This is a genomic window from Shewanella zhuhaiensis (genome assembly GCF_022484835.1).
In the GTDB taxonomy this organism is placed as follows: domain Bacteria; phylum Pseudomonadota; class Gammaproteobacteria; order Enterobacterales; family Shewanellaceae; genus Shewanella; species Shewanella khirikhana.
In genome coordinates, this window is the sequence record NZ_JAKUDL010000004.1 from 133,422 (window position 1) to 146,272 (window position 12,851).

Sequence of the window (12,851 nt, forward strand, 5' to 3'; positions counted from 1 at the left end):
TAAGAGGAAACACCATGACAGTGATCGCCGTCCCTGAGCTGGAAAGGCCACAAATCAAGTCCCACCACAAAGCACGTCACCTGAAAAAGCTGGCGCTCGGCCCCTGGGCTGAAACTTGCATTGAATTCCGCTTTGCTGCTGACGAAGCCAAATTTGAGCAGCTCGATGAAGTGCTGGGCAACCAGGAGCTGGAAAACGGCTGGGATCTGCTGATTGCCTACTACAACGACCGCTACCATGTGTCCGTGAGCTTCTTCTCCGGCCAGGGCAGTGTAGAAGAAGTGGCCAATGCCGTGGCCGAGAGCATTCGTGGTGTATTTGGCGATCTGCCGCTGACTATCTACGCCGGCGATGCCAACTACGGCGATTGGGATACCACCTACGTCGACTGATCTCGCCGTTAGTTACTTAACGCCCGGTTCTGCCGGGCGTTTTGTTATTTGTTACCCCCTTTCTCCCTGGGCGCCCGCCCGCTGGTACAAATTCGATCGACTACACTCAGAGCGGAGCCACTGTTCGGTGAGCTAACGCAATATTCTGATATCAATTTTCAAATACAATATCCAATATCCCATGGAGTGGCGTGTCAGTACTTTTTGGGCGGGAGTGAACGGCATCGGGAATGAGGCTGTGCCTTCTGCAATTGGAGTCTTATGAATATGGTGTCGTCAGTTATGCGGGGCAGTGTTTTTCCCCGGTCGGGCTTACTGCTGCTGAGCGTGGCATTGCTTCTGTCCGCCTGCGGTGGCGACGATGATGGCTTTCCTACTGCAGAAACCTTTGTTCCTCCTGAGGCATCGGATCTGGGTGTCAGTCCCGGACCTGTGGTTGCCACCCTGCTGATGGCGGCTTATCGGTTCAGCGACCAGCAGTCGCGGCCAGAAGGGGACTCCCTGATTGAATGGTTTGTCGATGGTGTCCTGGTCGGCCAAGGTCATGAATACACCTCGAAATTGAGCCATGAAGGCTTGCCGCTGTTTTTCTGCGTAACCCCAAAGGCGGCCTATGGCAGTAATGACACCGGGGTGAGGGTATGCAGCGTCGAGCAGACGTTACAACCTAAGCCTGGGCAGGCACCGGTTGCTTCTGAAGTGGCCATAGCGTTGCCGTTGCAGCCAGGTTCCAACGCCAAGGCCAGCTATCAATATGCGGATGCCGATGGCGATCTCGAAGGCGCCAGCCAAACCCAGTGGCGCATTGACGGTGAAGCTGTGGGTACTGGCTTAACCTTGCTCCTGCCCGCGGATGCAGAAGGTAAGAACCTGCAATTTTGCGTGACACCAGTAGCCAAAACGGGTGAGCCCAAGCAAGGTCTGACGGTGTGTGACACCCAGCGTATTCTCGGCAGTTACTTACCGCCGGTGGCAAACAATGTCCGTATCAGCCCTACTCCTATGGTGGGCAGTGCCCTTACTGGCAGCTACAGCTATGCAGATATGGCGCTGCGCCCTGAAGGCGCAAGCCTGCAGCGCTGGGTGCTGGATGGAGCAGAGGTTGCTTTCGGTCTGGCCTATACCCCCACGACGAATGCCGAAGGGAAGCTTTTGCGTTTCTGTGTTACCCCCGTGGCGGCCTGGGGCGTTAACAGTGTTGGCGCAGAGGTGTGCTCTGCACCGCTGGCCATAGCGCCCAAACCCGGCAGTGCGCCCACGGCGACATCGGTGGCCATCGCTACTCCGCTGCAGCCGGGGCAGGCGACCTTTGCCTCTTATGTTTATGGCGATGCCGATGGTGATGCTGAAGGCGCCAGCCAAACCGTGTGGCGAGTCGACGGGGTGGAGGTTGGTGTGGGTCTCAGCCTTACCCTGCCGGCAGACAGTGAGGGCAAGAGCCTGCAGTTTTGTGTCACGGCGGTGGCCTTGACCGGAGAGCCCAAACAGGGAGCCGAGGTGTGCGTAACCGAAAACATAATCGGCAGCTACCTGCCGCCCCAGGCCAGTAATCTGGCCTTTTCTCCCTCGGCAGTCGTAGGGGGCAGCCTCAATGGCAGCTACGACTACAGCGACAGTCAGTCGCGACCCGAGGGCAGCAGTGTGCTGGTGTGGCAAATCGATGGCACCGACTTTGCCACCGGCAGCAGTGTATTGCTGCCGGTAGCGCAGGAAGGCAACGATCTGCGCTTTTGTGTTACCCCGGTTGCGGCCTGGGGTGAAAATGATACCGGAGTTCAGGCGTGCTCTGCGCCCGAGACCATAGCGCCCAAACCCGGCAGCGCGCCCACGGCAGCCAACCTCAGCTGGGATACCTTGCCCAAGGCCAATGTGCTGCTGGGCGTGAATTACGACTATGCCGATGCCGATGGCGATCTGGAGGCCGTCAGCCTGTTTAGCTGGAAGCTGGATGGCACCGAGGTGAGCCAGAACATCAGCTATACCCCGCCCATGGGCAGTGAAGGCCAGACACTGAGCTTTTGTGTTACGCCGGTTGCGGCCACTGGTACGCCTAAAGTGGGCTCTGAAACCTGCATTACAACCCAGCTGGCGGCTATCCTGCTCTCGGGTGAACTCAGGCTGTACGAGACCCTGACTCTGGATGTTCGCGGTTACTCGGTAACAGGTGTGAGCTGGAAGTCGACCAAGCCAGGAGACGGTTTTATCCGCTCCACAGATGTAAATGGCTTCAGCATCCAGAGGTCCACGGATACGGAATCGGCGTTTAATCTGGTTGGCTATGACATTGAAGTGTGCGTGACCACAGTGGAAGAGGGGGAGCTGTGCCGTCTGGCCTCAGAATACCCCTCTGACGAAGTAACCGGCGGCCTGCCGATGGCACTGGATGGCTCAAACAATGTGATTGAGCGGGCCGTGGCGCCAATCGACTATGTGGATTTGACCATAGGCGGCGTGACCAAAAGGCTGCACCGGCCTTTGACTGTGCCGGAATCGATACTGTTGCAACTGAGCCTGCCGGGTGCTCCAAATCATGACGGTTTTAACAGTGAGAGTGGCAGTCTGGTACAAAATACCCTTTACACTTGGCCCAATGCCGATGCCCTGTGCACTGCCAGGGGCATGACGCTGGCAGTTGAGGGGGAAAATGATACCTCCGACCCTTTCGGCTTACGGCAATACTATGATGAACTGGCCAGCCGCTATCCGGCGATTCCGGTCGCCCATGCCGCCAGGGCACTGGGCTGGGGGGTGGATGTAGACTATTACTGGAGCAGCTCCGATGCCGGTGGTGGCTCCCATATGGACTTTTATATGGCGGCTGGGGATGCAGGTTCAATCGATGATACGACTCCCGAGTACGCAGCCTGTCAGGAGACCCTGCCTTAAGCTGAAAAGCCCGGCATTGCCGGGCTTTTATCGTAAGCTATCGTTATTAACGGGTCAGTATTACTTGATGAATTTTATCGAGAAGGGGTACTGATAGTGACTGCCCTCACTGGCTCTGACCATAGCGAGTATGGTGACAACAATGTCGAGGATCGCCAGTGCGAACACCAACACGAAACCAACCAGAACAAACATCAACAGGAAGCTCACCATAAAGTAGATCAGCATGCTGATTTTAAAGTTGAGGCAGTTGATGCCCGCCTGATTGACGAAGGCCGACTCGTCCCGTTTCATCAGCCACACTATTAATGGGCCAAGGACACTGCCAAAGGGGATTAGATACCCGGCAAAACTGGCGGCATGCACCAGCAGCGCCATCTCTTTTTCTTGTTTTTCAGGTTGGTTGAGTTCTGTCATTTGCTCTTCAGCCATGGTCCGTCCTTAGTGTTGTTGGCCCAATCAAACGTGGGCGCCAATCCTCAATTTTGCCGCTGGCCAGGCGGCGCTCCAAACTGCCGCGCCAGCTTTGGGCCAGCCCGGTGCAATTCAATAGCCGTGTGTAAGCTGCTTCATCGAAGCTTGGGCTGAAGTAAATCCCCATAGCTCCGGCAACGCTGATATCCGACACTCGCTCGGTCAGTATCAGCTGGTCGTGTTCGTGAATGCTGCCGCCTTCCAGTACCCGGTAAAACCAGCCACTGAACCCCAGAGTCTGCATTGCCAGGGCAAAGCCCGGGTAGTCAAACCGTAAATCCAGTTTGAAACAGGGCGAGCGTGGCTGAGTCAGTTGCAATACTGCGCTGCCGTAGCTGAGGATATCGCCGATGTGCAGATCCTGTTCGAGCAAGCCCACCGAGCTGATGTTTTCTCCCATCGATGGTGCATCGACAAAGCCCTTGAACATGTCCCGCCGGCGGTACTCGCCGTAGTGCTCGCGGGGGAAGTGATGAATCGCCCGGTCTGGCCCGCCGTGGTGGCGCTTGTCAACCTGGGCATCGCCATCAATTCCCTTTGGTGACACCAGTAGTTCGGTTACCCGGTGTTTGTGTGCCATGCCGCTGTCTACCGGACCAAGGGATGAGTGAGCGTTGCCGCGATACAGCGATGCTTTGGAAATCAGAATGTCAGTCACTTACTGTCCTTGGGTTCTAACCTGGGGAAGGTTGGCAGAGATCCTATCTCTGTGGCTCGTCAGGGCAACAGGTTAACAGTGGCGCGCCATGCTGCCAAGTTTGCCGCTGCCGGGGCTGAATTAAGTTCAAGTTCAAAGCCTTGCCAGGGAGGTGCATCGAGGGAAGGACGGTGGCTGAATCCGAGTTTGCCCAGCAGATGGCAGGAGGCGAGGTTGTCGGTCATGGCGCGGCTAATCAGCTGAGACAGGCCAAACTTGTCGTGGCCAAGCACCAGGGATGCCTGCGCCGCTTCCGAGGCGAGCCCTTTGCCCCAGTGACGCCGCATCAACCTGAACCCCAAGTCGACTTCGCCGCTGAGATGCTGCTTAAGGCCGCAAAAGCCGATAAATTCGCGCTCAGAATGCAAGGCCCAGCGGCCGAAGCCATAGAGTTGGTACTGATCGTATTGACGGATAAAGTCGCTGGCGGCGTCCACATCGGCAAAGGGATCGTCACCCGTGTATTTGATAACTTCAGGATCTTGATTCAGCTCGAAAAAGCCAGCAGCGTCTGATTCGCAAAACTCGCGCAGACTCAGCCTCGGGGTGGTGGCTACAATCTTCATGGGTGGCTCAGAACCACCTGGTTGCGGCCCCCTTCCTTGGCCTGATACAGCGCCATATCGGCGCGTTTGATCAGCTGATCGGCCGATTCATGGTATTGGAACTGCGCCACCCCTAAGCTGATGCTGACCTGGATATCATGGCCATTCACCCTCAGCTGACGTTCAGCCACCCGGGTTCTGAGCTGTTCGGCGCGCTCGCTGGCGTGCACCATGTCCAGCGGCGACATCAGCAAAAACTCCTCACCGCCCCAGCGGCAGAGCAGCTCACCTTCCATCAGATCCCGGCCAAGCATGTTGGATACTGTCTTGAGCACCAGGTCTCCCATGCTGTGACCATGGCTGTCGTTGATTTGTTTGAAATGATCTATGTCCATCAACACCACGCTGATGGGCGTTGAACCGGCCTTGGCCTTTTGCAGCGCAGCTTCAAAGACATCTTCAAATACCTGACGATTGGCCGCGCCAGTGAGTTTATCGACCGAGGCCATATGTTCCAGGCGGCGCTGGTAGCGGCCGAGGGTCATATTGGCGATGAACAGTACGCTGCACACGACCAGCAGGCTCAGCGCCATATTGATCCAGAAGGTGCCAAGCAGGGTGCGCTCGGCCGGGGCCTCTTCCTGTTCGACCAGCAGGTACCATTTGAACTCGGGCACCAGGCGGCTGTTGAGGTACACGGTTTTACCGGCGCGCTCGTAGGTAAAGGCGCCACTGGGCGCGGTAAGGATGCGGGTGGTGAGTTTGTCGAGCCCCGGAGTGTGCTGCAGGCTGTCGCCACCATAGTAGCCGCTGCCACTCAGGGTAATGCGTCCTTCGCGATCGGCGAAATAGACCACCCGGTTGTAGCGCTTCTGGTACAGCTCAATCAGCGCTTTGACTTTTTCAACCGCCAGCCCAACGCCGGTAATACCAATAAAATTACCCTCAAAATCAAACACCTTGTAGTTAACGAATACAGTGGTTTTACTGCGATCGGCGGTGTCGGCATCGATATTGATTTCATACTGCTCTTTTTCGGGCAAGGAGCGCACCCGGAAATACCAGCTGTCGGACGGTTCTGTGTCCTTGATTTGCTTCAGTACGCCGCTGGAATGGTAATAGTTACGGCTTTGCTCAGACACAAAAAAGCTGGTGACAGTGCCGTATCTTTCCTGAATTTCCCGCAGGTAACGTATCAGACGCTCGGGATCTTTCTCGTTATTGAGGGTCCATTCACGGACAAAGGTGTCCTGCGCCATCAGCGAGGAAATAAAGATGGGAGTCAGCAGATCCTGTTGAATTTCAGAGTAAATATTGTCACTGGTCAGAGGCAGGGTGTTTTCTTCTACCTGTTGGATCAGGGAGTCGTGCGCCACCTTGTAGCTAATGCCACTGGTTGCGAGAAAGGCACTGATCAGCAGAAGTGTCAGTACCCAAATAAATCGTTTCTTGTCGCTCCAGGCGTGACTGCCCATGGCCTGTACTCCAACTTGTTATTGTTTTGTTTAAAATCCTAATTCAATGGAGACTGTTCGGCCAGCGATTGACCATAAAAAAAAGCCCCGCTCGGGGGGCGGGGCGACATAACGAGCAAACAACTGACAAATGGGGAAAGTCAGGAAGGGCAAACCCTATTCATGCATCTCACTGTGGCCAGATTAGCCCCCGACGATTGCAGTTGTATGACATTCTGTTTCTTTTTCGTCCAAATAGTTTTTCAGTGCCGTGCCCGGGGTCGAGCTTTCGCTTTGCACCGCAAAGGCGCCCCAAATTGCCGCTTCTTTCATGGCCAACTCCAGCGGCATACCGCTCAGGAGTCCGTGGATTAAGCCAGCCGCATACACATCTCCGGCTCCGGTGGTATCGATTACTTCGGCCGGTTCGGCGGCAACCCTGATGACGCCATCACTGCTGTAGGCGCGGGCGCCTTTGGCGCCGTCGGTCACGATAAAGTGGCGCAGGCAGTCGCCGGCAATGCCCTGGGCATATTCCCACAACTCACCTTCGGCGCGGCCAGCAAGATCTGAGCTTGAGGTTATCAGCACGTGGCAGGGGCGCTTTCGCTCGTCCTTGGCAAGTTGCCCCACCACCAGACAATGCTCCAGTGCGGTTTTGGCCCAGCTGACAGCGCCTTCGGCCGAAGAGTTGATATAAAGGGCGTCCCAGCGGCGCCAGCGTGGTGGTGCCGGCAACTCAAAGATGGGGCGTTGTGGCCGGATTATGGTGCGGTCGCCGTTGGGGGTCATCATCAGCAGCATCTCGCAGGTGTTGCCAGGGCGGCGTTGAATAAGGTGACAATCTATGCCTGCGGTGCTGGTTTCGGCAAGCAGCCAGTCGCCGACATCATCGCGGCCCACCTGACTGACCAGGGCGACTCTGTGCCCGGCCCACACCAGTCCCAGGCCGGTATTGGCACCGCCGCCGCCGAGGCGCTGGCCGCCGTCGCGATAATGAAAACGGCCGCCGCTGGCGAGGGGTTTGTCCAGCAATAAAATACGATCACAGTTGAGGTTGGCTACCAGAAGAATGTTGGCCATGGGCAGGATCCCGAAACAACGATATACCGGATGTTACCCGGCCTTGGCGTTGCAGAAAAGCGGGTCGCTCAATCGTCGCGGTATTTGTTGGCGATTGCGAAGAAATCGGCCTCGATGGCAAAAAAGGCGTCCACCAATACAGGGTCGAAGTGGCTGCCGCTGCCATCACGGATGATTTGCAGTGCGGCTTCGTGGGTCATGGCGCTCTTGTACACCCGTTTGCTGATGAGGGCATCATACACATCGGCGATGGCCATCAGCCGGGCACTCAAGGGAATGTCTTCCCCTGCCAGTCCTTCCGGGTAGCCGCTGCCATCCCATTTTTCATGGTGAAAGTGAGCGATTTCCTTGGCAACTTCAAGAAACGACTCTTTACTGCCAATGGTTTTTTCAGCCTCTTCAATGGCATGCCAACCCAGATCGGCGTGGGTCTTCATTACCCTAAATTCGTCGTTATCCAGCTTGCCGGGTTTGAGCAGGATATGGTCGGGAATACCGACCTTGCCGATATCGTGCAGCGGCGCCGACTTGAACAGGGTTTCTATGTATTCGTCGGTCATCAGCTTGGCAAATGTGTCCTGCTCGCGGATTTTCTGTGCAAGCAGTTTGACGTACCACTGGGTGCGGCGGATATGAAAGCCGGTTTCCTGATCGCGGGTTTCGGCAAGGCTGGCCAAGGCAGAGATGGTCACGTCCTGAATTTCGCTGATTTGGCGGGTACGGCGCTGCACTTCCTGCTCAAGGAATTGATTCTGATCCCGCAGGAAATCCTGGGAGGCCTTCACTTGCAGCAGATTTTTAATGCGGGCCATCACTATTGGCGGACTGATGGGCTTGCTGATGTAGTCGCTGGCGCCAAGGTCAAAGCCGTGGTGCTCGTCTTCCACTGAGTCGCGGGCGGTGAGGAAGACCACCGGGATGTGCTTGAGTTCGGGGTCAGACTTGAGTTCGCGGCAGACGTCGTAGCCAGTCATGCCCGGCATAACTACATCCAAAAGGACTATATCTATCGGGACCTTGCGGGCTATCTCCAGAGCCAGGGCACCATTATTGGCGGCTCTGACACGGTATTTGTCTTTCAGCAGGCCGTTGAGCAACGTCAGGTTCTCTGCAGCATCGTCCACAATAAGTACACAAGCCGGTTGTTCGGATAGCACTTTGTCACCTTATGGATTGGAATTTCACCACCCCTTTGAAATTCATAGCCTAAACTGAAGCTTGAGGCGGGCTTTAGTAAATGTAGACGCCATTTTTCAGTTCATCCAGCCGGGGAAGGGCAAGGTGTAATGACATCGATTCGCAGCGTCTTCTGGATCCTCAGCAGCCTGATGTCGCTGCTGTTGCTGCTGTTGGCTGCCGTGGTTTTTCAGCTCAACGGCGCCATTGACCAAACCAAATTACTGAGCGAGCAACGCCAGCTGCAACTGATACTGGCCGACCGGCTGCGCAGCCACACGGATGCCCTGTCTGATCTGGCGCGAGCCTACGTGACAACAGGCAATAGCCGCTGGAAAGCCTCCTACGAACACCTTATCAACTCCCCCGAGCAGGGCATGTTCGGTGCCAGGGTATGGGAAGAGTTATCGGCGCGGCAGCTCAAGGCGGTTGAAGCCAGTTCCAGTTCGCTGATTGCCGGGCTCGATAACAACCAGCAGATGCATCTGGATACCATCATGCAGCAGGCCGGGCGCATTCATCACACCGAGCAGCAGGCCATGGCCCGTTTCGATGGCCACCTCGAAGACTCCAGCGGTCAGTTACAGGGGCGACCAGATCCCCAGGGCGCAATAGACCAGCTCTACGGCGCCAACTACTTGCAGGAGCGGGCACAGTTTTTCGATGGTTTTCATAACTTTTTCGATGAAGTCGACCAGCAGGGCCGACTTGCCATGGCCGATGCTTTACGCCACGAAGATGGTCTCAGTCGCAGTCTGAGTGCCCTGCTGGCGCTGCTGTTTATCACCACAGTCTGTATTTTGATGCTGCTGTGGCGCTGGTACCTCAAACCCGTCGACTGGATGCAGAAAAATCTTACTGTTCAGGTTCTTAAAGGCGATTACCAGGTGCAGATGGAGCAGAGTCGTGCCGGGGCGCTGCACTCGCTGGCCGAGGCGCAGAGTGCGCTGCTGAACGAAGTACGTGAACTGCTGCATGCGAATGAAACCACCAAAGCACTGATCGATGTGCTCAGGGAAGCGCGGGAGGTCAGTGATTTTGGTGACCGGCTGGTGAACTTCTTTGCCCGGGAGCTCAATCTGCCGATGGTGGCGCTCTATAAGTCCAGCAGCGGTGGATTGGAGCGGATTGCGGGCTTTGGCTATCTGAAAAATAACGACTTTCGTATTCAGGAACAAAATGCCATCCAGCTGTGCATCGTTAAGGGGCAAAAGCACCATGTGTTGAAAAACCTTGGCGGCCGCTACCATCTTTCAGTGGTGGAGGGGCAGCTCACCCTCGAAGAGCTGCACTTTTTCCCCCTGCGGGTAAACGACATTCTGGTGGGCTTTCTCGAATTTGGCTGCCATACCCCACTCGATGAACAGCAGCTGGAATGGATGCTGGAGATTAAGCGCGACCTCGCGGTGAGCTTCCAGTTGGTGCGAAACCTTGAGCAGCAGAGTCAGGCAGAGCGGCAAATCACCGAGCAACTCGAGTTTATCCGTCAGGTGCTGGATGCCATTCCAAGCCCCATGTATTACCAGGACAGCACCGGCCGCTATCTGGGGGTTAACAATGCCTTTATGGATTTTGTCGGCGCCTTTGAAATGGACATTATTGGCAATAATAACAAAGGGTTGTTTGATGAAGTTGCCGAGGGCATTTTCAATGATGCCCGCCAGAACCTGATGTCGCGTCCGGGCAAGACCCAATACGATTTACAGCTCAGCAATGCCGATGGCGAACTCAGGCACATCAACATTGTGGAGGCGACCTACTTTTCCGCCAAGGGCGAGCCCAAGGGCATTGTGGGTCTGTTTATGGATGTGACTGAACAAAAAGTGTTGGAGAATCAATTGAGAACGGCCAAGGATGCCGCCGACGATGCCAGCCGCGCCAAGGGCGAATTCCTCGCCAATATGAGTCACGAAATCCGCACCCCCATGAACGCCATTATCGGTATGGCGCATCTGGCGCTGCATTCCGGTCTGGACGACACTCAGCAGCACTATGTCAGCAAGATTGATTCGGCCGCCCGGGCACTGCTTGGCATCATTAATGACATTCTCGATTTCTCCAAAGTCGAGTCCGGCAAGATGACCATTGAGCATATCGACTTTCAGCTCGATGAAGTGTTGGACAACCTGAGCAATGTCATCAGCTTCAAGGCCGAAGAGAAGGGGCTGGAGCTGCTGTTCGATATGGATCATGCATTGCCGATGGCGCTGGTGGGGGATCCGCTGCGGCTGTCGCAAATCCTGATTAACCTCTGCGGCAATGCCGTGAAGTTTACCGAGAAAGGCGAAATCATAGTGCGGGTGCGCTTTGAGCGGGTGGAGGACCCCGCTGGCAGCGTGATGCTGCGCATTCAGGTGCAGGATACCGGCATCGGCATGACCAAAGATCAGATGAACCGCCTGTTCCAGTCGTTTTCCCAGGCCGACAGCTCCATCACCCGCAAATATGGCGGCACAGGTCTGGGACTGACAATTTCCAAAAAGCTGGTGGAACTGATGGGCGGCCGGATGGAAGTGTCCAGCGTGCCCGGCGAGGGCTCGGTGTTCAGTTTCAATGTGCTGGTGGGCACCCAGGACAGCAAGGCGCTGGAGTACTATCAGCCCGACATCAGTCTGCATGGCAAGCGGGTGTTGGTGGTGGACGACAACGATGCTGCCCGGGAAATTATGCTGGGTCTGCTCAAGGCCATGAGCTTCAGGGTGATGGCGGTCAGCAATGGCTTTGAGGCGGTGGCGGCGGTGCGCCAGAGCGCTATCGAAGAAGATCCCTTCGAGATAGTGTTTATGGACTGGATGATGCCGGGCATGGACGGCATGGAAACCATCAAAAAGATGGAGCAGGACCTGATGGGCATTCAGGCCAAGACCATCATGGTCACCGCATATGGCCGCGAGGTGCAGGTGTCACCGCAGGTGGAACATCTGGTGCATGGTCTGGTGATTAAGCCAGTGAACCCCTCACTGCTGTTCGATGCCATTGCCAATGCCTTTGGCAAGTCGGCCGACTTCCTGCCCGCCAAAACCCAACCCCAGAAAACCGACCTGTACCAGGAAGAAGGTCTCAAGGGGGTGCGGGTGTTGCTGGTTGAAGACAACGAAACCAACCGCGAGGTGGCCAAGGGCATGCTGGCGCCCTTTGGCGTGCAGATCACTGAGGCGATTAACGGCCTTGTTGCGTTGGAGGCGCTGGACAACGAGCAATTTGATCTGGTGCTGATGGACATGCAAATGCCGGTGATGGATGGCCTTACCGCCACCCGTAAGATCCGCGATAACCCCAAATTTGATGCCTTGCCCATAGTTGCCATGACCGCCAATGCCATGCAGGAAGACGTTGAAAACTGCAAGGCTGCGGGTATGAACGATCATGTGGGCAAGCCGATTATGCTGGCCGAGCTGGTGCAAAAAATGAAAACCTGCCTTGCCATGGATGCCAGCGTGCGCCCCGCTCAGCAAGCCTTGCCTGCTGCGGCTGATGCACCTGAGTTTGAGCCGGAAGACGCTGTCGAACTCAATGCTGCGCAAAGCGCCGATCCTCAGGTGCTGGATATGAAAAAGGGGATTGAGCGCCTTGGCGGCAATGAGCAGCTCTACTGGCAGATTGTGGGCACCTTTGTCCTTAGCCGTGAAAAGGAAATGGCACTGCTGGAGGCGGCCTTTGCCGATGCCAATTTGCCGCAGCTGGGCGATATCGGCCATACCATCAAGGGGGCAGCCTCCAACATCGCCGCCAACACCTTAAGCGAACTTGGGCGCTCGCTGGAGCAGGATGCCAAGGCCGGCACCATGCCTGCGGCTGAGCTGCTCGAACAAATCAAAACCGCGGTGGCAGAACTTGCCGCAGTGTTTACCCAATATGGCAGCGCCGAACCCGTTGCCGACGAACAGCCCAAAACGGTGCGCAGTTACGATTCCCGTGAGTTTGTGATGGAGTTGGAGCAGTTGGGGATGCTGCTGGATAACTTCGATACCCAGGCATTGGATTTTCTGGCGCCGCTTAAAGAAAACGCCGCAAATCTTCGCGGCGTGAGTATCAGTTTCGCCACGCTGGAGGCGGCGCTGCAGTCGTTTGATTTCGAAACGGCCCGCAACTCCCTCGATGAAATGATTGCCCTGGTGAAGGCGTCCTGAACCGGGCGCCAGTT

At 56.1% G+C, this 12,851-nt stretch carries 9 protein-coding genes; 3 read left to right on the forward strand and 6 right to left on the reverse strand.

Annotation, left to right across the window (positions count from 1 at the left end):
- Positions 1 to 14 precede the first annotated feature (14 nt).
- Both MJ923_RS12570 and MJ923_RS12575 read left to right on the forward strand, forming a co-directional pair.
- Entirely contained in the window at positions 15 to 392 is a 378-nt protein-coding gene (locus MJ923_RS12570; protein ID WP_126168704.1) for a hypothetical protein, read from the forward strand.
- 327 nt (positions 393 to 719) lie between these two features.
- Positions 720 to 3,278 carry a hypothetical protein gene (locus MJ923_RS12575; protein ID WP_240591396.1) on the forward strand — a complete coding sequence of 853 codons (2,559 nt, stop codon included), beginning with the start codon at positions 720 to 722 and terminating at the stop codon, positions 3,276 to 3,278.
- A gap of 60 nt (positions 3,279 to 3,338) precedes the next feature.
- On the opposite strand, the gene MJ923_RS12580 is transcribed toward MJ923_RS12575, so the two are convergent.
- The 6 genes from MJ923_RS12580 to MJ923_RS12605 all read right to left on the reverse strand — a co-directional run bounded on the left by MJ923_RS12580 (position 3,339) and on the right by MJ923_RS12605 (position 8,688).
- The gene (locus MJ923_RS12580; RefSeq protein WP_240591397.1) at positions 3,339 to 3,710 is read right to left on the reverse strand and encodes a DUF4870 domain-containing protein; all 372 of its coding nucleotides are present in this window, start codon (positions 3,708 to 3,710) and stop codon (positions 3,339 to 3,341) included.
- Positions 3,703 to 4,410 (reverse strand): MOSC domain-containing protein, encoded by a 708-nt coding sequence (locus MJ923_RS12585; protein ID WP_240591398.1) that lies wholly within the window; start codon positions 4,408 to 4,410, stop codon positions 3,703 to 3,705. The genes MJ923_RS12580 and MJ923_RS12585 overlap by 8 nt, the downstream gene beginning before the upstream one ends.
- A gap of 59 nt (positions 4,411 to 4,469) precedes the next feature.
- Entirely contained in the window at positions 4,470 to 5,015 is a 546-nt protein-coding gene (locus MJ923_RS12590; RefSeq protein ID WP_240591399.1) for a GNAT family N-acetyltransferase, read from the reverse strand.
- On the reverse strand, positions 5,012 to 6,469 hold the full coding sequence (locus MJ923_RS12595) for a sensor domain-containing diguanylate cyclase (protein ID WP_240591400.1): 1,458 nt from the start codon (positions 6,467 to 6,469) through the stop codon (positions 5,012 to 5,014). Before MJ923_RS12595 ends, MJ923_RS12590 begins: the two co-directional genes overlap by 4 nt.
- Positions 6,470 to 6,652: 183 nt before the next feature.
- The gene (locus MJ923_RS12600) at positions 6,653 to 7,531 is read right to left on the reverse strand and encodes a PfkB family carbohydrate kinase (RefSeq protein WP_240591401.1); all 879 of its coding nucleotides are present in this window, start codon (positions 7,529 to 7,531) and stop codon (positions 6,653 to 6,655) included.
- 68 nt (positions 7,532 to 7,599) lie between these two features.
- Positions 7,600 to 8,688 (reverse strand): response regulator, encoded by a 1,089-nt coding sequence (locus tag MJ923_RS12605; RefSeq protein WP_240591402.1) that lies wholly within the window; start codon positions 8,686 to 8,688, stop codon positions 7,600 to 7,602.
- 129 nt (positions 8,689 to 8,817) lie between these two features.
- Here MJ923_RS12605 and MJ923_RS12610 point away from each other — a divergent pair, with 129 nt between their 5' ends.
- Complete coding sequence (locus MJ923_RS12610; RefSeq protein ID WP_240591403.1) at positions 8,818 to 12,837, forward strand: response regulator; 4,020 nt, start codon at positions 8,818 to 8,820, stop codon at positions 12,835 to 12,837.
- Positions 12,838 to 12,851 lie beyond the last annotated feature (14 nt).

Coding starts and splice junctions, on each gene's coding strand:
- MJ923_RS12600 (WP_240591401.1), bottom strand. CDS start 7,531: ATGGCCAACATTCTTCTGGTAGCCAACCTCAACTGTGATCGTATTTTA.
- MJ923_RS12590 (WP_240591399.1), bottom strand. CDS start 5,015: ATGAAGATTGTAGCCACCACCCCGAGGCTGAGTCTGCGCGAGTTTTGC.
- MJ923_RS12595 (WP_240591400.1), bottom strand. CDS start 6,469: ATGGGCAGTCACGCCTGGAGCGACAAGAAACGATTTATTTGGGTACTG.
- MJ923_RS12610 (WP_240591403.1), top strand. CDS start 8,818: ATGACATCGATTCGCAGCGTCTTCTGGATCCTCAGCAGCCTGATGTCG.
- MJ923_RS12580 (WP_240591397.1), bottom strand. CDS start 3,710: ATGGCTGAAGAGCAAATGACAGAACTCAACCAACCTGAAAAACAAGAA.
- MJ923_RS12570 (WP_126168704.1), top strand. CDS start 15: ATGACAGTGATCGCCGTCCCTGAGCTGGAAAGGCCACAAATCAAGTCC.